We start from the raw sequence: 20,036 nt of genomic DNA, 5'->3' as shown, positions 1-20,036 counted from the left end.
CGGCATGAATCCATATCGAACCGTGAGGTCGCCACGATGAGCGCCCCAGGGATCGTCGTCACCGGACTGCGCAAGCGGTACGGAGCCACCCTGGCCCTCGACGGCATGTCCTTCACCGTCCGTCCGGGTGTGGTGACCGGCTTCGTGGGGCCGAACGGGGCCGGGAAGTCCACGACGATGCGGGTGATCCTGGGCCTGGACGCGGTCGACGAGGGCACCGTGCTGATCGGGGGGAAGCCGTACCGCAGTCTTCGGCATCCGCTGAGCCACATCGGTTCCCTGCTGGACGCGGCGGCGCTGCATCCCGGCCGGAGCGCCCGTCACCACATGCTCTGGCTGGCCCATTCACAAGGGCTGACCGCGCGGCGGGTGGACCAGGTGATCGAGCAGGTCGGCCTGACGTCGGCGGCCCAGCGCAAGGCCGGCGGCTACTCGCTCGGTATGCGCCAGCGGCTCGGAATCGCCGCGGCCCTGCTCGGGGACCCGCCGATCATCATGCTCGATGAGCCGTTCAACGGCATGGACCCCGACGGCATCGTCTGGATGCGCGGCTTCCTGCGGTCGCTGGCCGCTCAGGGCCGCGCGGTCCTGGTGTCCAGCCACCTGATGAGCGAGGTACAGGACACCGCGGATCATCTCGTTGTGGCCGGGCGCGGCAAGGCCATCGCCGACGCCGGCGTGGCCGACCTGATCGCGGCCGCCTCCGGGGGGCGGGTGGCCCTGCGGACCACGGCCGGCACGCACGCGATGAGGGTGCTCGCACATGCCGGTGCGACCGCGGCGGCAACCGGCCGCGACACCATCACCGTCTCCGGCCTGCCCGCGGATCGGATCGTGACGCTGCTCGGCGAGAGCGCGGTGCCGTTCTCGGAGGTCTCGGCGCACCGCGCCACCCTCGAGGACGTCTACCGGGAACTCACCCGCGAGGCAGTCGAGTTCCGCGCCGCGACGCCCCCGGAGGTACCACGGTGACCGCGCCTGCCGTTACGCCTCACCGACCCGGTGAACAGGTCGGGAGGGACGGATTCCTCCAGTCGCTGCACGCGGAATGGACCAAGTTCCGGACGGTCCGGGGCTGGGTGATCGGCATGATGGCGGCGGCACTGATGATGGTGCTGTTCGCCCTGCTCGCCGGGGCCGGCGGCGATCGGAAGGGCTCACCACCGGTTCCGGTCGGACCGGGCGGTGGGCCGGTCACCGACAGCTTCTACTTCGTGCACCAGCCGCTCGCCGGGAACGGCAGCATCTCCGTCTCCGTCTCCGCGCTCAAGAGCAGCATCCCCAAGGGACCCGGGGGTCTGCGGCCCGGCACCGTGCCGTGGGCGAAGGCCGGGCTCATCGTCAAGGAGAGCACCCGCCAGGGATCGCCCTACGCGGCGATCATGGCCACCGGCAGCCACGGTGTGCGGATGCAGGACGGCTACGTCAACGACACGGCCGGACCTCCCGGTCCGGTCTCCGCCGAGTCCCCCCGTCGGCTGCGGCTGGACCGCTCGGGCGACACGATCACCGGCTATGCCTCCACCGACGGAACGAAATGGACCAAGGTGGGCACCGCGCGGCTGAGCGGGCTCGGATCGACCGCGCGGGTCGGGCTGTTCGTCGCCTCTCCGCCTGCCCTGGGCGGTGGGGGCACGGCAGGCAGTGTGTCCACGGCCACCTTCGAAGATCTTCGTACCCAGGGGGGCTGGGCCGGTGGCAACTGGACAGGCGGTCAGGTGGGAGCCGAATCCCCCGGCTTCGCCGGCTACCCGGACAACGCCTCGGGTTCGTTCACGGGATCCGACACCCGGTTCACGGTGACCGGCGCCGGCGACATAGCGCCCGCTGTCCGCGACAGCCTGCCGACCGGCGGACATCTCCGGGACCTCCTCGTCGGCACGTTCGCCGCGCTGATCGCGGTGCTCGTCGTGGGGGCGCTGTTCATCACCGAGGAGTACCGGGACAAGATGATCCGCCTCACCATGGCCGCGAGTCCGAGGCGGAGCAGGGTGCTGGTGGCCAAGGCGATCGTGCTGGGAGCCGTCACCTTCGTCGCCGGGCTGGCGGGAGCGGCGCTCGCGATGACGCTCGGAAGGCGGCTCGCCGAGGGCAACGGCGTCTACCTCTTCCCGGCGTCGTCCTCGACCGAACTGCGGGTGGTGCTCGGCACCGCTGCGCTGCTCGCGACCGCCTCGGTCCTGGCCCTCTCCGTCGGCGCCGTCTTCCGGCACAGTGCGGGTGCGGTCACCACGGTCCTCGTGGCCACCGTGCTGCCCTACATCCTGAACGCCATCCCGTTCGTGCCGGCAAGCGTGTCGAAGGCAGTGGCCACGGTGACGCCGGGCGCGGCTTTCGCCGTCCAGCAGACGCTTGTGCCGTATGACCAGGTCGCAAGCAATTACACGCCCTACTACGGCTACTATCCGCTGGCGCCATGGGTCGGGTTCGCGGTCCTGGCGGGCTATGCGGTGGCAAGCCTGGCTGTGGCAGCCGTCCTTCTCCACAGGAGGGACGCGTGAGACTGGCATTGCACGCGGAATGGACGAAGACGCGGACCGTCGCCGGCCCTCTGTGGCTGCTGCTCGGTACCGTCGCGGCGACGGTGGTCCTGAGCACGGTGGCGACCGCGGTGGTGAACTGCACGGCCAGTGGCTGCGGCGGCGACACGACCAGGCTCGCCCTCATGGGCGTCCACCTCGGCCAGGCGCTGGTCGCCATCCTGGCAGTGCTGTTCATCAGCGGGGAGTACAGCACGGGCATGATCCGCACCACCCTGACGGCGATGCCGCGGCGAGCCACCGCCTTCGCGGCCAAGGCCGTCACTCTCACCGGCGTCGTGGCCGTCGGCGGAACGGTCGCCGTCCTCGGGTCGGTGCTCGCCGGGCGGATCGTCCTGCCCGACCTCGGCGACCAGGCCCTGTCCCTGTCCGACGGGCCGACGCTGCGCGCGGTCTTCGGGACGGTCCTCTACCTGATTCTGATCGGCCTTCTGAGCTTCGGCATCGCGACCGCCGTGCGGGACTCAGCCACCGGCATCGGGGGCGTCCTCGGCTTGCTCTACGTCGTCCCCATCGTCTCCCAGAGCATCAGTGATCCGGACTGGCAGCGCCTGCTTGAGAAGATGGCACCGATGAGCGCCGGGCTCGCCATCCAGGCCACCACCCATGTCCACAGCCTGCCCCTCAGCCCGTGGGCCGGGCTTGGCGTCACCGCCGGGTGGGCCGCCGCCGCGCTCGTGGCCGGCGGCCTACTGCTACGCGAACGCGACGCCTAGTACCCCCTGCTGTCAGGCGAGTGAAGGGCTGTCCGCTCCGCCGGACACGCCGATCGCGGCGGTGGCGGCGGTGGCGGAAGAAAGCGCCATTCTGCAGGCGCCGGTCGCTGACCTGCGGAAGCGGCTGGAGGCAACATGAAGGTGGTATTTCTGGGCAGAGGCCGTCCACACCTTCGTCTCGCGCCATCTCGCGCCATCCACTCGATGAGCAGTACCAGCTCCACGATGGGGGGCGAGCAGCAGAGCGCACCTTCACCATCACGCGGCGTAACGACCCTGCCCGATGGGCCCGGAACCGACCGGTCACCTGACGGCTGATCACGCCGGCGGGGTCAGTCGATGAGGAAGTTCCAGAACGCGCCGACCTCCGTGTCCGAGACCGCCAGGATGCCGAAGTCCGAGATGAGACCGTCCCGCTGCGCGTCCACCCCTGCGAAGCAGGAGAGGGAGAAGCCGTCGCGGTACCAGTGAGCTTCCGTGCCGCCGCTGAGGTCCTCGGCGTTGGTGGCGTACTCCGCGTCGGGGCCGAACCGGGCCAGGAGGGTGCGGGCCCCCGACTCCAACCGGCGCCGCCGCTCCGGGTCGGACGCGCCGGGCGGCTCGAAGCCGCCGTAGGGCGTGGCGGCCCAGTGCAGCGCGGTCAGTTCCACCGCCGTCTCGTGGGTCAGCAGTTCCAGATGCTGGTCGAGGTGATGCGGCTCCAGCCGGTCGAAGGGGTAGTACGGGGAATGCCTGGTGCGCTCAGGCCACCTGGTGTGGACGTCCAGCAGCCAGCCGCGCGGATCGCGGGTGCGGAACTGGAGCACCGCTGCGGCGTCCACCAGCCAGTCCTCGTGCTGTCGGGGTCCCACCGCAGCCAACTGGCAGCCCAAGGTGACCAGCGCCTGCTGCCATTCCTGGCGCTCGGCGGCGGGGGACGGCCCGGGACCTCGCTCCAGCATTCCGGCACCCTAACAGGGGGCCGGCGGCCCTCGGTTCGGGTGCCGGCGGGGACTCCGCCGCGGAAGGGCGCCGGGGCGCTCAGTCCTGCCACTGGCCCGTACGGCTGCCGGCCGGGAGCGGATGGATGGCCGCGGCCCTGCGGGGCGAGCGCGTCCGTCTCCGTCATCTCGGCGAGACCGCCAGTACGCCGACTCTGCTCCGGCCCGTAACTCACGGAGTGATCAGCGGCTACCGCTGAATCTCGTTACGGCACTCCCCCAGGGGCCGTCACCGACTCGTCCCGGACTTCGGAGCTGTCGACGAGCCGCTCGGCGGTGGTCAGGTGAGGCCGGCGGTGGCGTTGTCCTCCCAGCCGTCGACCCGCTGGAAGTAGCCGTTCATGGAGCGCGAGTGCCGGGCCCATCCGCCCTGGTCGGCGATGGCCACGGCGTCCTTTCCCTTCTTGCGGGCGGTCGCGGCCAGGCCGATGCGCAGGGAGTGGCCGGTCCAGGCGAGCGGGATTCCGGCGCGGGCGCTGATCCGCTCAACGGCCCGGGCGACGGAGTGGGGGACCATGCCGCCGGTGACGTTGCCGTGCCGGTCGACGCCGACGAACGCGGGCGCGTCGGGCTGCGACCAACGCGGCTCGGCATCGGTGGCAAGGCGGGTCCGGTACGCCTTCCATGCCTCTACCGGGCAGACCTCGGGGTCTTGTTGATACCGGAGGACGCCGAAGCCTGCGCCATCGTCCAGGACCGCGGCACCGTCTGCGCCACCGAACGGAACACCGCCTCCCCGGCTCTGCCGGAAGAGGGCGCTGGGACCGCCTGTCACACCGCTCCCGGAGCCTGTCACTAGGCTCCGGTGCCATGACCAGTGATCTCGGTTTCACCTGCTCGTCCTGCGGTGCCCAGCACCCTGAGCTGCCCATGAACCACACGGCCGAGGCCCCCGCCGTGTGGGATCCGTCCTTCGCCGGCGCCGACGACTGCCTGCTCTCCTCGGACCAGTGCGTGATCCGGGCAGAGCACTACTTCGTCAAGGGCCTGATCGAGATACCGGTCATCGGCAGCGACGAGGTGTTCTCCTGGGGCGTCTGGGTCTCGCTCAGCCGCGAGAGCTTCTCCCGGGCCGCAGACATGTGGAACAGCCCCGGCCGCGAGTGCGAGAAGCCGTACTTCGGCTGGCTCACCACCGACCTTCCGGTCTACTCCCCCACGACCCTCGGCCTGAAGACGCACCTGCACACCCGCCCGGTCGGCGAGCGCCCCTGCGTCGAGCTCGAACCCACCGACCACCCCCTCGCCGTCGAACAGCGCATGGGGATCACCCTGGACCGCGTACAGCGGATCGCGTCGGCCGCCTTCCACTCCGGCGCCAGCGAGCGGCGGTGACGACGGACAGCCCCTCTCCGGTCCCGGTCGCGCCCGAAGGGCTGAGCCGCAGAGCCCGGCGGTTCGTCGAGGTGGACGGCATCCGCCTCCCCCGGCAGGACATCCGGCGACACCGCGACGCGTGGACCGGGCGAGGGATCCCCGCTGCGGAGATCGACCGGGCGGTGGCCTTCCAGGACCGCTGGGGCGGCCTCGCCCTGCCACCGGCCGTGTTCTACGAGGGCGGCCCGCGCACGCTCGACGCCGACTGTCCCGAGGGATCCGACACGGAGGGCTGGTCGTTCCCGGCCGGGGACTGCCGGGTGTCCATGGCCTACGGATTCATGATCGGCCCCGACGGCGCCTTCGGGATCGACGCCCACCGCTGGACGCCCCTGCACGCCAGTGTGAGCGGATGGGTGGAATCGCTGGCCCTGGCCGCCCACGCGAGGCGATGGGCCACGACCGTCACGAAGATCACCGGCAAGGCCGTCGAGGCCCTGGACCCCGACGGGTACGAGCCTGTACCTGAAGTGCAGGGCCTGACCGACACCTGGTGGCGGGGCAGGACCTCACTCGTCGCCGTGTACCGCGGTGAGGCCCTCGGCCTTGACGCACCACGATGCCTCGAAACCCACATCTACGACGGCCTCGACGAGTGGGGACTCCACGGTGGCTGACTCACCAGCCGGAAATGCCGGTGGGAGTGGGCCCTTCGGGCGTTATCTGCTCCACGACTTCCCGACCTGGTCCGCGGCCTTCCACTACTTCGGCCTGCGGCGCGAGGACCGTCCGTTCCGCGCTTCCACATCGCCGTCCTGGCCGGCACCGGGCAACAGCGATTCCGTCTCGCGAGAGCTGGTGTCCGAGCGCTTCCCCGGCAGTCGCCCGGTCCTGGGTCCGTGGCTCAGTCGCCGGTGAGGGTGCCTCGTACCGGGGCGGTGGCGACGCGGACCCAGGCCAGTGCGCAGTGGAGGGCAGCTTCCTCGCGCGTTCTGTACGGGCCACTGACCGCGAAGGACCTGGCGAGGCGATAGTTCCAGCCGTTGCGCCCAGTCCCTGCTCCTGTCGCTGACGGGCACGGTATGCCTTGGCCTAGCAGGCGCGTGAGCAATAGCGGCGGGCACGAGGGCCGCGCTGCGCGGGAAGTGCCCCGTCGCACACCGGACGCACCCTCATGAGCCCTCCTCGGCCAAGCGTCACGTGACGCTCGTGCGGTCACGGCACCGGCCCCGCCCTCACCGACGCCTCCAGCTCCCGTCCCACAGCCTGCGCGCAAGGCCCGAACACCGACATGGCCGCGGCCTTGGTCCCCCTCCGAGCCCGACACCGCCGACGACTGGCCGTCGGGCTCCGCCCTCGCCGACGACGTCGACAACCGGCCCGACGGCACCCTTGACACCAGCAAGGACGATCCGCTCGACGCCCTTCCGTCCGGAGTCGACTCGGGCGCCAGGAGGCACCCGGCTGGTCGAACTGATGGAAGCGATATCGAAGCGATCAGGAAACTGCAGGTCAGAGCAATATTCCCAGGTGGCTGGCTTGGACATGGTCTCGCGCGGCATACTCGACGCATGGCTGGCATCGAGATCGACGACACCACCGCGGACGCGCTGCGGGCCCTGGCCGACGCCGCGGGGCTGCCGCTGGACGCCTACCTCGCGCAGGTGGCCGAGGAGAAGCGGCGCGAGCGCGCGCTGGCCGAAGGCGCGGAGATCTTCCGACAGGTCACCAGCGACCCGGAGACGGTCACCGCCTTCGACGCCGAGTACGGCGGCCCGGCTGCGGCCCAGCACGCCCCGCAGGCAGCCTGACCTGTGCCTGCCGAGTACTACGTCGACTACCGGTGGTTCCTGGAACGCCAGGCTGAGCTGCTGGACGATCTCGCGGTCAACGACTACTCCGTGTTCGTCGGCCTGGCCGCCCGGCACAAGGTCGACCCGCCCCGCCACGACCAGCACCAGCCCGACGCCTTCTGGCGCGCGGCCGTGATGCTGGAGGAGTGCGTCGTACTCCGACCGCTGCCCGCGCGCAACGAGCTGTACGGCTTCGGTGTGGCCGTGGCCTACCTCGGCATCCACGGAGAGCGGGTGAACACCAAGTTCGAGGCCTGGCGGGACCTGATCGCCGACATCGCCGCCCTGCGTCTCGACTCCTTCGCCGTCGCCGAACGGCTGCGCTCACTGCGTCTGCCGGCGGCCTGACCTCGCTCTCTCCTTGCCGAGCCGCGCGATCACGGGCTGGGACGCTCGCGTGGCGGGTTCACCACCAAGATTCACCTGGCCGTCGAGCACAGGCAGAAGCCGATGTCGATCGTGGTCACGGCCGGGCAGCGCGGGGACTCGCCACAGTTCGAAACCGTACTAAAGAAGGTTCGTGTGCCCCGCGTCGGGCCGGGCCGCCCGCGCGTCCGTCCCAACCGAGTGCGGGCTGCCAAGGCGTACGCTTCCCGCAAGAACCGCGACTATCGCGAGTGTCACGCGGTCGAGTGCGCAATCAACCGCCTCAAGAGACACCGAGCCGTCGCCACGCGATACGACTAGCTCGCGGTCCGCTACGAGGCAACGGTCCTGATCGCAGCCATCAACGAGTGGCTGTGACCACGGAGTCGGTCACAACGACAACTCCAAGGTCAGCTCGTCATGCAAGGGAATGCCGTACTCGCCACTCAGCGGGATGGACGGCTTCACGGCTCGCGCTGCATCCACCGCCCCCGGGGTGACACCAGTGATCCGCAGACCACGGCGCTGGTAGAACCGCAGTGCGTCCAGGTTGTCGTTCGTGGTGACCAACCAGATCCGTCGTGCGCCGGCCTGCTTCGCGGCCTCGGCGGCAGCAGCCAGCAGAGAGCTACCGACGCCGCTGTGTTGCACCATCGCGTCCAGCGAGACGATCTCCAGTCCTCCATCCGAGACCGTGTAGGTAAGCAGTCCGACGATCTTTCCGCCCCGCTCGGCCAACAGAGCTGGCAGGCTCAAAGCGTCGTAGACCGTCGCGTGAACGACCACGGTCGCGCCACCCCAGGACGCGGTAAGAACGTCGGTAATCGCCTCGCGATCGGCGGCCGTGGCGAGCCTGACATGGACATCCCCCATAGGAGGAACCCTAGCCCAGCCTCGAGTGCTCCCTCCTCACCGGAGTTCAACACCAGCAAAAGCTACTTCCGATAAACGGCCTACAGTAGTGCTGCGACCGGAAAGGTTCACCGGCTCGTGTCGCCCGCCAGGGTTCCGGTCACAGGACTAGGACCTGTGGTCCAGGGCCATCGGCCGATGGCCGCGCGAGAGCCTGATACCTAGGCTGCTGAGCAGGAACCGGCAGCTCAGGAAGAGGTCACGATGCCCGCCAACGGTCGTAGTCACATCCGCGTCGCCCGGCCCTCCCGGGACTTGGCGGTGGCCGAGCGGTTCTGGGTGCGGGGGCTGGGACTCGGTGTGGTGTGGCGGGCCGAGGGCGGGCCGGAACCCGGTGGGCACGACCTGCTGATGGTGGGCTGGCCGGACGCCGACTGGCATCTGGAGCTGGTCCACGAGCCCGCCCGGCCCGTCGAGCCCCGGCCGACCGAGGAGGACCTGCTGGTGATCTACGTCGACGGCCCGGTGCCCGATGACCTGGTCACCCGTCTGGAGGAGCACGGCGGCAAGCGGGTGCCGTCGCCGAACCCGTACTGGAACCGGTGGGGCGTCACGATCGAGGACCCGGACGGCTACCGGCTCGTGCTCTGCGAGCGGGGCTGGTCGAACGCGTAGCGGCGGGTGCTTGCCCGGCACTGTCCCTCGCTCGTGCTGCGACCGCATGGGTTCGCCTGGTCGTCTAGGTCGCGGTGGCGAGGGTGCGGCCGCCCCAGCGAATGCATTTCTCGCTTCGGATGCGGGCGCGTTCCTTGCGTTCGGCGGCCAGTACGTCGCGGTGGCGGGCGTTGGTGTTGCGCCAGCGCAAGTAGGCGTGCAGGGCCCGGGTCTGCATGGTGTGGTTGGGGTGGTTCGAGTTGACGATGGTGAACTGCCTCAGCGGCCCGAAGTGCGCCTCGATCGGGTTCGCCCACGAGGCGTAGGTCGGCGTGAAGCACGACTCGACGTTGTTGTTCTTGGCCCAGCGGCGGATGTCGGCCCCCTTGTGTGCGGAGAGGTTGTCCAGGATCACGTGGAGCGGGGCGCCGTCGGGTCTGGCCGCACGGATCGATTTCAGCGCGGCCAGTGTGTTGACGGCACTCTTCTTACGGCGGTCGACGCCCCACAAGCGGTCGTCGCCGACCGAGTAGCAGCCGTGGAAGTAGCGCACGCCGTGGGTGCGGTGATAGGTGGCGGGCAGCCGATCGGGGTGCTTCTGGGCGGCCCAGCTCCTTCCACGTCTTGGTCGCTGGAAGGTGACTCCGCCGCGGGCGAGCAGGCAGCGTAATGCCTCGCGGCTGATCCGGATGACCCGGCCGTGCGGTGCCGCCCGTCCCCCGCCGTACGGCACGGTGCCGCATGGCCGGAGGCGGGAGTCTGGTGAGACGGCAGCCGGCCGTCGCCCTCGAGAGGCCGTGCGCAGGCGGGCGGCGTCCTGGAGGCCCGGGCCGCCACGGAGGTGCTCACTCCTCGCCCTTCAGCAGGAGTTCGGCCCAGACCTCTTTGCCCCACGGGCGTCCGCGCGGGCCGTGCAGGTCACAGCCCCAGCGGTCGGCGATACCGTCGATCAGAAGCAGGCCACGCCCTGACTCGTCGGCCTCGCCGGCCCGGCCGAGGACCGGTAGGCGTGAAGGCGCCCGGTCCCACCACCCCGACACGTATCCGTGTCGCGCTCGGCCGCCCGACGATCAGGCGGATCGATCGGCACGACGTGTGGGTGACGGCGTTCGCGATCAGCTCCGACACGATCAGCGCGGTGACGTCGGCGAGGTCGTCGAGGTGCCATACGCCGAGGGCGTCACGTACGAGCGTCCGGCCTGCTTCGGCCGTGGACGGCTCGCACGGGAAGGTCTGGCTATAGGCGGGATGTCCGGTGGCAGCGGGTTGCATGAGCGGGACCAGACTCGTCATCGGGGTTGAGCCCTCGCGTCGTCTCGGTGCCCGGACCACCCCTGAGTAGGCGCCAGGAGAAGGCCGGACCGTCAACAGCCGCCTGTTCCGGAGGAGGGGGCGAGCGGCCGACAACCAGACAACTCGCTTCCGCGGCCGGGCGGTTAGGGCGATCCACCGTCCACTCCGAGGAAAGGCCCAGGGTGATTTGACTTCCTCTTTACCTGGTAGGTGAGGGGTCGTCAGGGCTACCGTGCGGGCATGGACACCACGCGCAACGCCGTTCTCGAGGCGTGGATGGCCGAACATGGCTACAGCTCCAACAGCCTCGCCGACGCTGTGAACGGGGCTCTCGAGCGGCTGACCGGGCGGCTTGGCGGACTCGACGGCTCCTCGGTCCGCGCCTGGAAAGCCGGCCGGGTCATGTGGCCCAAATCAGCCACCCGCAAGGCGCTCGAGGACGTCAGCGGCCTGCCCGCCGAGCGCGAGCCGAAGAACCCGCTTGATGGTTCTGAACGGTCCCTCCCATAGTTGCAACCTGCAACCAGGCAGGACGCTACCTACCGGAAGGCACGCACTCATGCGCACTCTTTACGTCGTCACCCATCCGGAGGCGACGCACCACGTCGAGAGAGTCGTCGGCGGGTGGCATGACTCGCAGCTGACGCCCGCCGGCGTCCGTGCGGCGGTCTCCATCGCCCAGGCGTTGCGGGCCCAGATCCCGGACGGCGCCGAGGTGGAGCTGTTCTCCTCGGATCTGCAGCGCACCCGGCGGACGGCCGATGAGGTGGCCGAGCTGTTCGGCGTGAAGCCGGTCCTGGATCGCAGGCTGCGGGAGAAGTCCTACGGCGAGGCGGGAGGAAGGCCGCAGGAGTGGCTCGACCGGCGCTTCATCCCACCGCCGGCTGTCGGGGAGCGAATGGACCACGACGAGGGCGTGCAGGGTGCAGAGACCAAGGCAGTGTGGGCACAACGCATTTACGCGGCCATGGACGAGATCCTGCGGAACCCTTGCGAACACCAGATCATCGTGACGCACGGTGGCTCCCTAACGTGCGTCGTGGCGTCCTGGATCAAGATGCCGATCGGGTCAGCCGGCTATGCCAGTTTCCGGGCGCCCTCCGGCAGCATCACCACACTGCGCGAAGACGACTTCTTCCACAACCGCCAAGTCGTCAGCCTCGGTGACACCCATCATCTCGACTCCGCCGAATCTGGCTGACCTCAACCTGGCCCGCTCCGACGGCCCGCCGCCCTCGCGGGCGGCCGGCCGTCCCATGCGCTGACGTCATTTCTCGTGACCATTCCCGAGCCCGTCGACCTCCATTTGCTGCCCAAAGTGTCGGACAAACGCTGCTGCTGAAAGTGAACGGAGCCACACTGGCGACAACGCTGCCGATCGTGCCTGTCGCTCCGATCACAAGTACCTTCATGTCGCCGATCATGTCAGGGGCGGTAACACACGAGCGACGTCTTTCTCCGCACTGCCACAGAGCGTCTATTCAGCAAATCCTGCAGCAACCCCGCCTCCACGAACGGCGCTTCGGGCGTCGGCGCCGGCTTCTGCTTCAACGGCCAGGGCGACGCGCGCACCCCCGCGACGCATACGGCGTCGAAGTGGGCGCCGACGTGACGGAGGACGCGGCCTGCGGCTGAAGTCCTGCCCCGGAAGCCCCTCCGATCGCTGTTGACAACCACCCGCGCATCCCTCCATCATCATTCCACTAATCGAGTAGTGAAATGGTGGTGGTAATCGTGGAGTTCCGCATCAACAGACGGAACGGAGTCCCCGCCTTCCAGCAGATCGTGCAGCAGACCAAGCAGGCCCTGCGGCTGGGCGTACTGGTGCCGGGCGACCGGCTGCCGACCGCCAAGGAGGTCGCCGAGGTCAGCGCGGTCAACCCGAACACCACCCTCAAGGCGTACCGCGAGCTGGAGCGTGAGGGCCTGGTCGAACCGCGACCCGGCCAGGGCACGTTCGTACGCCGCACACTGGCCCGACCCTCGGCAAGTACCGACTCACCGCTGTACGGGGAGCTGGTGGCGTGGGTGTCCCGGGCGGCCGAGGCGGGTCTGGAGCAGGAGGACGTGGCCGCGTTGGTCGCCTCGGCCATGGAGAAGCAGTACGCCGCCGGCAGTGAGACGGCGGCCACGGCACCTAGGAGCACTGGTGAGTGACGGTATGTACGCAGGGAAGTCCGCACTTGAGGCGCACGGCCTGGGGATGCGCTACCGGCGGGGATGGGCACTGAAGGACTGTTCCTTCCGGCTCCCGGCGGGACGGATCTGCGGGCTGGTCGGCCCCAACGGGGCGGGCAAGACCACGCTGCTGAGCATCATGGCCCACGTCCTGGAGCCGACGCAGGGCGCGCTCAGCGTGTTGGGCGCGGCACCGGGCTCGGTGGACTCGGGGCGCACCTCGTTCCTCGCCCAGGAGAAGCCCCTGTTCCGCCGGTTCACCGTGGCCGAGACCCTGCGGCTGGGGCAGGAACTGAACCCCGGCTGGGACCAGCGCGCCGCCGAGGACATCGTCCGCGCGGGCAATGTGCCCTTCGACGCGAAGATCGGCACCCTGTCCGGCGGCCAGCACACCCGCGTCGCCCTGGCCGTCGCCCTCGGCAAGCGCCCCGACCTGCTGCTGCTCGACGAGCCGATGTCGGGCCTCGACCCGGTCGCGCGCCAGGAACTGACAGGCACCCTCCTCGCCGAGACCGCCGAGCACGGCACCACCATCCTGATGTCCACCCACGTCCTGGCCGAACTGGAGAACGTGTGCGACTACCTCGTCGTCCTCTCCGACGGCAAAGTACGCCTCGCCGGGGACGTGGACGAGCTGCTGTCCGTACACACCATGGTCACCGGCACCAAGGACGGCGAGGGCCTGCCCGCCTCCCTCGCGCACCACCCCCTCGTCGAGTCCCGGATCAGCGGACGGCAGTTCACCGCCCTGATCCGCCCCGATGGCCCGGCCACCGGCCCCTGGGAGACGGACAGCCCGAGCACGGAAGAACTCCTGCTCGCCTATCTCCGCTCACCCGACGCACCACCTCTGATCACCCCCACCGCCCAGGTCCAGGACCAGGCGTACAACACCCGGACGGTGGCAGCATGAGCTCTCTCACCAGCACCTCGACGACGACCAGGCCCACGGCCCCGGGCACCACGGGCACCGGCCGACTCCCCCGACTCCCCCAGCCCCTCAAGGGCATGGCCTGGCTGGTCTGGCGCCAGCACCGGGCCGCGTTCTGGACCGTCCTCGGCGCCTCCGCGCTCGCCGTGGCGTGCATCGTCTTCCAGCGCTCCCAGCTGCAGATCGACGGCTACACCCACATATCCACGGGACTCCGGCTGATCCCGATCCTGCTCGGTGTCTTCCTCGGTGCCCCGCTGTTCGCCGGCGACCTGGAGAACGGCACCGCCAAACTGGTTGTCACCCAGTCCGTGAGCCGGACCCGCTGGCTGACCACGAAACTGGCCCTGACCGCGCTGGTGGTCGTGGTGAGCACGGTCGCGCTGTCGGTCGCGTTCGGCTGGTGGTGGGGCCTCTACAAGTCCGAGGTCACGGCCACGGAGTGGATCTCCGAATCCACCTTCAACAACACGGGACCCGTGCCCGTCGCCCTCGCCCTCCTCTCCGTCTTCGGCGGGGTGGCGATCGGTGTGGTGCTGCGCCGCACGCTGATGGCCATGGTGGTCACCCTCGGTTTCACCGTCGTCGTCCAGCTCGTCTGGTCCCACTTCCTGCTGTCGCTCGGCAACGTCGTCACGAGCACGACGAGCAGGGACTCGGCCGAAACCGCGGTCCAGACGGTGCCCACAGGCGCGCACCAGATGGACGGGTCGACCCCGTACCTCACCGGCGACGGAAAACTCCTCGGCTGGGGCACCTGTGCGGACGCGCAGACGGAACAGGCACACGAGCTGTGCCTGCGGAAGGCCGATGTCGTGGGCTGGTCGGTCGACTACCTGCCGATCTCCCAGATGAACGGCATGCAGTGGTTCGGCGCGTCGATCCTGCTGGCCCTGACGGCCGCCGTCACTGTGTTCCTCTTCTTCTGGGGCCGTAAGCGCCTTGCCTGAGGGCTTGCCGGAGAACAAGTCGCGGCTTCCAGGCTGGGGGATCGTTGTTCTGGTATGGGGAGAGGGAAACCGGAGGGGATCGAGGCCGTCCTGGCTGCGAAGTTCCAGACGTTGTTGCCGCATCTGGATGAGCGTCAGCGCCGGCTTGCCATAGGGGCGGAGGCCCGGTCGTTGGGGCATGGCGGGATCAGGCTCGTTGCCGCTGCGGCCGGGGTCCGGGAGGGCATGGTCTCGCGCGGTGTGGCTGAACTGGAGTCCGGCCAGGCCCCATTGGGTCGGGTCCGCCGAGCGGGCGGAGGCCGGAAGAAGGCGACCGACAGTGCCCAGGTACAGGACCTCTCCTTTGAGGCGAACCGCGATGTGGATCGGCCACGAGCTTTCGTCCGTGCCCCAGGACGGCCCCATCAGCCGCTCTGTGACCGGGCCGGTGCGGGCCCGATCAGACGAACCTCCTCAGCGCTCCACACACCGCTCCTGGCGGGCGCCTCACTCGCTTCCGCGATGATCACCATCCCCGCCCGGCCCATGACGATGGTGGCACCCCCCACCATGAAGCGCCCACCGCTCGCCGTGCCACCGACGAGCACGGATACGTGCTCCTCATCGAATACCAGCGCCGGAATGACGGCGGGTCCCTGATCAATCATCCGCATCATCCTCGACCACCACTGGCCATCCCCCATGTCTGCCGTCTGGCCCTCACAAGATCAGCGCCAGAGCCGAAATACGTGATCGTCGACAGGCCTAAAGTAGCGAGATGCCCCTGCCTGACGACCGCACCGCCCTGGACCTGCTCGATGCGCACCTGGAGGCGCTACGGGGCGGGACGGGCCTCCCGCTCCCGCAGGAGCCGGTCCGCCTCGCAGCGGAAGGAGGGGGCGAGCTCGTCCGCTGGGCCTTCGACCAGCTCCAGAACATCCCCCAGGAGCCGGCCGACGTCTTCGTGCGTCAGGTCGGCGGCCTGCTGCTGGAGTTCCGCTCCCGTCGGTGTTCCTGGAACGCGGCGGCGTTGCGGCTGCTCGACGACACGTACACCTTCGTCGCCACCGGTCCTCGGCGGTACGAGGACTGGGCGCACGACGTCCGCGCCGTGTTGCACCGGTCGGTCCCCGACCCCCGGGGCTGGGTCCGGCTGGACCCGGACCGCACCAACACCGCCCGTCACACGGTGCCCGCGTACCCTTTCGACCCTCCGGACGCGTCAGTGCTGCCCAGCCGCCTGTATCCCCTGGAGCCAGAAGCGGCGGTCACCGCGCTCGCCATCATGGCCGAGGAATGGCAGTCGGAACTCGCCCCTGTCCGCTCCCGCCCGGACCGGGACGCCGTGCTGGCGGACGCCCGAACCCTGCTCGACCGGTACGGTCCCGCCGCGAGCTACTGGACCAACGCGACGGCGGCCGCCTCCGACCCGGCACCGGACTTCCTCGCAGCGGGCCTTGAGGGCACCGGATCCCACGGCTTCATCACCTTCGAGTACCTCAACGGCCTCGACCTCTTCGAGGACCTGGGCCTGATCGCGGTGTCCGACGACGAGGTGGGCGTCTTCTGGTCGATCGGGGCGTACTGACCACGTCGAGAGAAGGCCCTGGCGACCATCCACCAACGCCTCGGTGGGCCCCGGCCGGGCACCGCCGGCGTTGAGGCGGGTCATGCCCTGGCCGACCGCCTCGCGAGAGGGCCGTTCCACTTCCTCTCCCTGAACATCCCCGCCGGCCATCCGCTCCCAGACCGAGGTCCGCCGTGGGACGGCCGATTGAGGTCCGCCGTGGGACGGGCCTTCCAGGCTGACTGTGCCCTGTGGTCTCAGCTGCTCCACCGGACGGGTGGCGGTCCCTGTGCGCGCCCCCGGTCTCTCCCGTGTTCGACACCCTCTCCCCCGCGTCGCCGCACCACCCGGTCACCGGCCACCGGCCGCCGGGCACGCGCACCGCTACAGCGGCGGGTCCAGCTCGGCGGCGATCCGCCGCATCTCCGCCTCGGCCGGGTGCGTCGCCGGGTCGGTGGTGTCGGCGGAGGTGGCCAGGTACAGCTCCCATTCCTCGTCGGCTCCCGGATCCGGCGGCGGAGGCAGGGGAGGCTCCTGGTGGCCGCCGACACAGGCGGGGAGTCTCATGTGCGGCCTGAAAGCGTGGAGTGTGTTGATCCATTCCGCCTCGGCGAGCTCCCGCCCCGAAGTCTTCTCGCTCTCGTAGGTGCGCAGCCAGCCCAAGTAGAGGGCGGTGAGCATCTCCCGCGCCCAGCGGTGCCGGTACCAGCAGGGCGGGATGTCGTTGTGCAGCTCGGCGGTGTGGCGCAGCCACTGGACCCAGGTGCGCAGTTCACGCAGCCGGTCCTGCCGTTCGGACGGTGGCATGGCCGACCACACCCAGCGGCGCGGTGGCGCTTCGGGTGGCGCCGGCGGCACGGTGGGCCACAGGGACGCCGGGTTGTCCAGGAAGTCAGCCACGGCCGGCTTCCTCCCTCGCGGGTCGCGCCGCCTCGGCGGGCCGGGGCGCCGCGAGCAGCCGTTTGAGGTCGCGGTCGCGGAACGTCAGCCGCATTCTCGCCTTGACCGGTGGCTGGTTGGAGTACTGGGCGATCGCGGTGAAGCGGGTCGCTGTTCCAGGCCGGTGGCCGCGCCGAACGCGGACTCCTTCAGGAAGGTGTCGCCTGCGTCGCGGCGCTTGAACAACGGCGGCACCGACGACGGCATCACTGACGGCATCGACGACGACATCAACGATGACTTGGACTTCGACCACGGCATGAACGACGGCATCAGAATCCGATCTCCTCCGGTCCGGCAGGCCCTGCCCCAACGGCAGCGCGGCGGCCGCGAAACCGGCGTCCTGGGCACCCCACATGCGCCGCAGCTCCAGTCCGGAGGCGGCCGCGTCCGCCTGCAGCTCGGCGCAGGCGGTCTCCAGCTCGCCCGGGTCGGTGACGGTGACGGCGAGCACCGCGGTCAGCCGCACCACGCCCTGGCCCATGGCGCGGGCGACGTCCTGTGCCCTGGCCTTCTGGGACTCGAGCAGCTCGTCGGCGGACTCGTCCTGGCCGGTCCTGGCGCGCAGTTTGCGGGCGGCTTCCCGCTTGGCCTTCTCACGGGCGAGGTCCTGACGGGCCCGGCGCGGCCCGATCGGCTCGTAGACGATGCTCAGGCTGCGGCGGGCGTTCTGCCGGGGCCTGAGCATCGGCTGCAGGAAGGTGGCGTACACGTCTGTCTGCGGCCAGGTGCGGACTTGGTAGGAGACGGTCCACGCGCCGTCGTGGCGGTAGGTGCCCCAGTCGGTCTCGGCATACGCCGGGCCCGCCAGTTCAGGGGCCACGCCGGGCTCCAGGCCCTGCCAGTCCGGCGCCTGGGCGGCGGAGTTGCGGGTGGCGAGCATCAGCTGGGCCTCCGGGTCGTACGCGGTGCGCACCACGTGGGCCAGGGCGCGCGGGGTGAGCCATTCGACGACCTGCAGGCTCGCCGAGGACAGGGAGCCGTGCATCGCGTGCAGCTCGCGCACCAGGACCGCGGCGGCGCCGACCTGGCCGCCGCCGGCACCCTTGACGGCCGGCCGGGCCCTGGGCACGGACAGGGTGACGGCCAGATAGGTCTCGCGGCGTGGCAGCCGGGCCGGCGCCCTCCATCAGCTCCGTGAGCGCGGCGACGGCCTCCTTGGGGGCGTCCGCCGCGAGGTGCCGGCCGGTCCAGGAGCGCAGCGCCGCGCCGTCGTCGGGCAGGCACCGCTGGTGCACGGCGATCCGGACGATCGGCGAGTCCTCGGTGCAGAAGCCGCGCAGGAAGCCCGCCCAGGCCGCGACCCGGGCGGTCTGCCGGTCGCTGTCGACGAGGGCCAGGCCGGGGAAGGTGATCCGGGCGACGGCGGTGTAGGTGCCCGCGACCGGGTCGTGGGAGACGCCCAGGGTGCCGCCGAGGCCGTCGGGGGCCTCCAGGAAGCGGAGCCGGGCCAGTACGCCCGGCAGGTCCGTCGGCTGCTGCCCGGTCGTCTTGGAGCGGGGAGCGAACGCCCCGGACAGGAAGATGTTGCGCCTGGTGGCCACGTTGATCTGATGCCTTACTGCGAGACGGACCCAGTCATCGGCGCTCAGACCCAGTACCCGTCCGATCCCCCGCACCGAGCGAGGACGGCAGTCTGCCCGCCGGGTACGAACTGCCCGAGGGAACGCCGAAAGAGGTACGCGTGGCCGTGTCGTGGGCGCTGAAGCAGCGAGGAGGCCGGTACCGGCTGGGCGGCGACTGCACCGACGCGCTGGGCGAGAACCCGGCCCACTGGTGCGACTGCTCCTCCCTGATGCAGCAGGCCTACCGGACGGCCGGGGTGAGCATCCCGCGGACCACCTACGACCAGGCCGACACCGGCACCCGGATCGGCATCGACAGGCCCGAGCCGGGCGACCTGGTGTTCAACCCGGGGTCCGCCGGTTCGGACGCGCGGCCCGGGCACGTCGGCATGTACATCGGCCACGGCCTGATCATCGAGGCACCGCGCAGCGGGTTGACGACCCGTCTCGTCACGTACGACAGCTGGCGCGACAGCACCAGCCACCTGACCCGCATCACCGAGGTCCGCCGTGTGGTGGACCGGTGAACCCCGCACCACGGCAGGAGAGCCCGACCATGCCCGAACCGACCTACCGCCCCTGGGGGACGGTGACGCCGGAGTTCTGGGACACACCCGCGCCCGGCACCGCGCCTGCCCCGTCCGGGCTTGCGCCCGAGACACTGCGCGCCCGGCTCGGCGAGATCGCCGAGACCGCCCGGACCGGACACCTGCCGGACGCCGCCGCCCTCGCGGCCCGGCTCGACCTCGACGTCACCGGCGAGTACGGCGAACCGCACCTGCACACCGTCCAGGTCCGCGAGGTACGCGGCTACCTCGCCGCCCTCGCCGGCGACCACCCGTCGGGCCTGTCCTGGTACCTGCACGCCGCACAGCTGCGCGTCACCATCCAGGGCCCCGGGCACCCCGACGTCGAAGCGGCCACCCGCCGCGCCTACAGCCTGTGGCGGGCCGTACCGACGGAAGCCGACCGGCAGCGCCTGGGCGCCGGCCTGCTGACGATCGCCGGCGACATCCACGGCCTCGACTCCCCTCTCGTACGGCACATCCGGGAACGGCTGTACGTCCTCGCCCTGCCTTCCCCTGCCGCCACCGCATCGTCGCAGCCGAACGACGCGTGATCTCCTCGGAGAATCCGGGCGGGGCGACCGTGTGCGGGGACGGGGAGAAGGCCGGGGCGACCCGCGGTGGTCCGCACCCCGAGGGACCATCGTCCTCGCGCGGGCGCGGGGAGCGCAGATACCCGACGCCCGCTGCTTGTGGTGCTCGGACAGGCTCATCGTCCGCGATGCCGGCATCGGCTGAAGCCATCAGTGAGCCTCTTCCAACCTGAAATGCCATCTCCGGGTCCTCAGCT

The 20,036-nt window shown here is 70.3% G+C and carries 21 protein-coding genes and 5 pseudogenes; 18 read left to right on the top strand and 8 right to left on the bottom strand.

Annotated elements, in window-relative coordinates:
• Positions 1–36 precede the first annotated feature (36 nt).
• From QC283_RS13430 to QC283_RS13420, 3 genes are read left to right on the top strand one after another with little or no spacing between them, the layout of a single operon-like run.
• Complete coding sequence (locus QC283_RS13430; RefSeq protein WP_279561707.1) at positions 37–972, top strand: ATP-binding cassette domain-containing protein; 936 nt, start codon at positions 37–39, stop codon at positions 970–972.
• Positions 969–2,501 (top strand): ABC transporter permease subunit, encoded by a 1,533-nt coding sequence (locus QC283_RS13425; RefSeq protein WP_279561706.1) that lies wholly within the window; start codon positions 969–971, stop codon positions 2,499–2,501. Before QC283_RS13430 ends, QC283_RS13425 begins: the two co-directional genes overlap by 4 nt.
• The gene (locus QC283_RS13420) at positions 2,498–3,256 is read left to right on the top strand and encodes an ABC transporter permease (RefSeq protein ID WP_279561705.1); all 759 of its coding nucleotides are present in this window, start codon (positions 2,498–2,500) and stop codon (positions 3,254–3,256) included. The genes QC283_RS13425 and QC283_RS13420 overlap by 4 nt, the downstream gene beginning before the upstream one ends.
• A 332-nt stretch (positions 3,257–3,588) precedes the next feature.
• On the opposite strand, the gene QC283_RS13415 is transcribed toward QC283_RS13420, so the two are convergent.
• Together QC283_RS13415 and QC283_RS13410 are read right to left on the bottom strand one after the other, a co-directional pair.
• Positions 3,589–4,197 carry a hypothetical protein gene (locus QC283_RS13415; protein ID WP_279561704.1) on the bottom strand — a complete coding sequence of 203 codons (609 nt, stop codon included), beginning with the start codon at positions 4,195–4,197 and terminating at the stop codon, positions 3,589–3,591.
• A 319-nt stretch (positions 4,198–4,516) separates the two neighbouring features.
• On the bottom strand, positions 4,517–5,011 hold the full coding sequence (locus tag QC283_RS13410; RefSeq protein WP_279561703.1) for a hypothetical protein: 495 nt from the start codon (positions 5,009–5,011) through the stop codon (positions 4,517–4,519).
• A gap of 95 nt (positions 5,012–5,106) precedes the next feature.
• Between QC283_RS13410 and QC283_RS13405 the strand changes: the two genes are divergently transcribed.
• The 5 genes and pseudogenes from QC283_RS13405 to QC283_RS13385 form a co-directional block, all read left to right on the top strand.
• A complete protein-coding gene (locus tag QC283_RS13405; protein ID WP_279561723.1) occupies positions 5,107–5,571 on the top strand; it encodes a DUF2199 domain-containing protein in 465 nt (154 codons plus the stop codon).
• On the top strand, positions 5,568–6,230 hold the full coding sequence (locus QC283_RS13400; protein ID WP_279561702.1) for a hypothetical protein: 663 nt from the start codon (positions 5,568–5,570) through the stop codon (positions 6,228–6,230). Before QC283_RS13405 ends, QC283_RS13400 begins: the two co-directional genes overlap by 4 nt.
• Positions 6,231–7,124: 894 nt before the next feature.
• Complete coding sequence (locus QC283_RS13395) at positions 7,125–7,364, top strand: antitoxin MazE7 (protein ID WP_279561701.1); 240 nt, start codon at positions 7,125–7,127, stop codon at positions 7,362–7,364.
• Between the two features lie 3 nt (positions 7,365–7,367).
• A complete protein-coding gene (locus tag QC283_RS13390) occupies positions 7,368–7,754 on the top strand; it encodes a toxin Doc (RefSeq protein ID WP_279561700.1) in 387 nt (128 codons plus the stop codon).
• A gap of 36 nt (positions 7,755–7,790) precedes the next feature.
• Positions 7,791–8,093, top strand: a pseudogene (locus QC283_RS13385) (transposase); the annotation flags it as partial.
• Positions 8,094–8,162: 69 nt separating this feature from the next.
• Here QC283_RS13385 and QC283_RS13380 read toward each other — a convergent pair.
• Complete coding sequence (locus QC283_RS13380) at positions 8,163–8,645, bottom strand: GNAT family N-acetyltransferase (protein WP_279561699.1); 483 nt, start codon at positions 8,643–8,645, stop codon at positions 8,163–8,165.
• A gap of 243 nt (positions 8,646–8,888) precedes the next feature.
• Between QC283_RS13380 and QC283_RS13375 the strand changes: the two genes are divergently transcribed.
• Positions 8,889–9,299: a VOC family protein gene (locus QC283_RS13375; protein ID WP_279561698.1), complete on the top strand. Its 411-nt coding sequence runs from the start codon at positions 8,889–8,891 to the stop codon at positions 9,297–9,299.
• Positions 9,300–9,363: 64 nt separating this feature from the next.
• Here the strand turns inward: QC283_RS13375 and QC283_RS13370 are convergent.
• Together QC283_RS13370 and QC283_RS13365 are read right to left on the bottom strand one after the other, a co-directional pair.
• Positions 9,364–9,981 (bottom strand): annotated as a pseudogene (locus tag QC283_RS13370) (transposase); the annotation flags it as partial.
• A 142-nt stretch (positions 9,982–10,123) separates the two neighbouring features.
• Positions 10,124–10,571: pseudogene (locus QC283_RS13365) on the bottom strand (ATP-binding protein).
• Between the two features lie 240 nt (positions 10,572–10,811).
• Between QC283_RS13365 and QC283_RS13360 the strand changes: the two are divergent.
• The 6 genes and pseudogenes from QC283_RS13360 to QC283_RS13335 form a co-directional block, all read left to right on the top strand.
• Positions 10,812–11,081 (top strand): hypothetical protein, encoded by a 270-nt coding sequence (locus QC283_RS13360; protein ID WP_279561697.1) that lies wholly within the window; start codon positions 10,812–10,814, stop codon positions 11,079–11,081.
• Positions 11,082–11,130: 49 nt separating this feature from the next.
• Positions 11,131–11,772: a histidine phosphatase family protein gene (locus tag QC283_RS13355; RefSeq protein WP_279561696.1), complete on the top strand. Its 642-nt coding sequence runs from the start codon at positions 11,131–11,133 to the stop codon at positions 11,770–11,772.
• Positions 11,773–12,290: 518 nt separating this feature from the next.
• The gene (locus tag QC283_RS13350; RefSeq protein WP_279561695.1) at positions 12,291–12,728 is read left to right on the top strand and encodes a GntR family transcriptional regulator; all 438 of its coding nucleotides are present in this window, start codon (positions 12,291–12,293) and stop codon (positions 12,726–12,728) included.
• 4 nt (positions 12,729–12,732) lie between these two features.
• Positions 12,733–13,662, top strand: a complete 930-nt coding sequence (locus QC283_RS13345) for an ABC transporter ATP-binding protein (protein ID WP_279561721.1) — start codon at positions 12,733–12,735, stop codon at positions 13,660–13,662.
• Positions 13,659–14,630, top strand: a complete 972-nt coding sequence (locus QC283_RS13340; protein WP_279561694.1) for an ABC transporter permease — start codon at positions 13,659–13,661, stop codon at positions 14,628–14,630. The genes QC283_RS13345 and QC283_RS13340 overlap by 4 nt, the downstream gene beginning before the upstream one ends.
• 54 nt (positions 14,631–14,684) lie before the next feature.
• A pseudogene (locus QC283_RS13335) lies at positions 14,685–14,942 on the top strand (ISAzo13 family transposase); the annotation flags it as partial.
• Positions 14,943–15,034: 92 nt separating this feature from the next.
• On the opposite strand, the gene QC283_RS13330 reads toward QC283_RS13335, so the two are convergent.
• Positions 15,035–15,286 carry a hypothetical protein gene (locus tag QC283_RS13330; RefSeq protein WP_279561724.1) on the bottom strand — a complete coding sequence of 84 codons (252 nt, stop codon included), beginning with the start codon at positions 15,284–15,286 and terminating at the stop codon, positions 15,035–15,037.
• Between the two features lie 101 nt (positions 15,287–15,387).
• On the opposite strand from QC283_RS13330, the gene QC283_RS13325 reads away from it, so the two are divergent.
• Complete coding sequence (locus QC283_RS13325) at positions 15,388–16,197, top strand: hypothetical protein (RefSeq protein ID WP_279561693.1); 810 nt, start codon at positions 15,388–15,390, stop codon at positions 16,195–16,197.
• A 363-nt stretch (positions 16,198–16,560) separates the two neighbouring features.
• Here QC283_RS13325 and QC283_RS13320 read toward each other — a convergent pair whose 3' ends face one another.
• Positions 16,561–17,076: a hypothetical protein gene (locus QC283_RS13320; RefSeq protein ID WP_279561692.1), complete on the bottom strand. Its 516-nt coding sequence runs from the start codon at positions 17,074–17,076 to the stop codon at positions 16,561–16,563.
• Positions 17,069–18,659 (bottom strand): annotated as a pseudogene (locus QC283_RS13315) (SCO6880 family protein). Before QC283_RS13315 ends, QC283_RS13320 begins: the two are co-directional and overlap by 8 nt.
• 140 nt (positions 18,660–18,799) lie before the next feature.
• On the opposite strand from QC283_RS13315, the gene QC283_RS13305 reads away from it, so the two are divergent.
• Together QC283_RS13305 and QC283_RS13300 are read left to right on the top strand one after the other, a co-directional pair.
• On the top strand, positions 18,800–19,207 hold the full coding sequence (locus tag QC283_RS13305; protein ID WP_279561689.1) for a C40 family peptidase: 408 nt from the start codon (positions 18,800–18,802) through the stop codon (positions 19,205–19,207).
• 29 nt (positions 19,208–19,236) lie between these two features.
• Positions 19,237–19,800: a hypothetical protein gene (locus tag QC283_RS13300; protein WP_279561688.1), complete on the top strand. Its 564-nt coding sequence runs from the start codon at positions 19,237–19,239 to the stop codon at positions 19,798–19,800.
• The last annotated feature ends 236 nt before the right edge of the window (positions 19,801–20,036 follow it).

This window comes from Streptomyces sp. DH41, assembly GCF_029813785.1.
Classification (GTDB): Bacteria; Actinomycetota; Actinomycetes; order Streptomycetales; family Streptomycetaceae; genus Streptomyces.
The sequence above is the reverse complement of the archived record's forward strand: the minus strand, read 5'-3'. Positions and strand labels throughout refer to the sequence as shown.

Coding starts and splice junctions, on each gene's coding strand:
- QC283_RS13430 (WP_279561707.1), top strand. CDS start 37: ATGAGCGCCCCAGGGATCGTCGTCACCGGACTGCGCAAGCGGTACGGA.
- QC283_RS13415 (WP_279561704.1), bottom strand. CDS start 4,197: ATGCTGGAGCGAGGTCCCGGGCCGTCCCCCGCCGCCGAGCGCCAGGAA.
- QC283_RS13405 (WP_279561723.1), top strand. CDS start 5,107: ATGAACCACACGGCCGAGGCCCCCGCCGTGTGGGATCCGTCCTTCGCC.
- QC283_RS13395 (WP_279561701.1), top strand. CDS start 7,125: ATGGCTGGCATCGAGATCGACGACACCACCGCGGACGCGCTGCGGGCC.
- QC283_RS13380 (WP_279561699.1), bottom strand. CDS start 8,645: ATGGGGGATGTCCATGTCAGGCTCGCCACGGCCGCCGATCGCGAGGCG.
- QC283_RS13375 (WP_279561698.1), top strand. CDS start 8,889: ATGCCCGCCAACGGTCGTAGTCACATCCGCGTCGCCCGGCCCTCCCGG.
- QC283_RS13360 (WP_279561697.1), top strand. CDS start 10,812: ATGGACACCACGCGCAACGCCGTTCTCGAGGCGTGGATGGCCGAACAT.
- QC283_RS13355 (WP_279561696.1), top strand. CDS start 11,131: ATGCGCACTCTTTACGTCGTCACCCATCCGGAGGCGACGCACCACGTC.
- QC283_RS13350 (WP_279561695.1), top strand. CDS start 12,291: ATGGTGGTGGTAATCGTGGAGTTCCGCATCAACAGACGGAACGGAGTC.
- QC283_RS13345 (WP_279561721.1), top strand. CDS start 12,733: ATGTACGCAGGGAAGTCCGCACTTGAGGCGCACGGCCTGGGGATGCGC.
- QC283_RS13340 (WP_279561694.1), top strand. CDS start 13,659: ATGAGCTCTCTCACCAGCACCTCGACGACGACCAGGCCCACGGCCCCG.
- QC283_RS13330 (WP_279561724.1), bottom strand. CDS start 15,286: ATGATGCGGATGATTGATCAGGGACCCGCCGTCATTCCGGCGCTGGTA.
- QC283_RS13325 (WP_279561693.1), top strand. CDS start 15,388: ATGCCCCTGCCTGACGACCGCACCGCCCTGGACCTGCTCGATGCGCAC.
- QC283_RS13300 (WP_279561688.1), top strand. CDS start 19,237: ATGCCCGAACCGACCTACCGCCCCTGGGGGACGGTGACGCCGGAGTTC.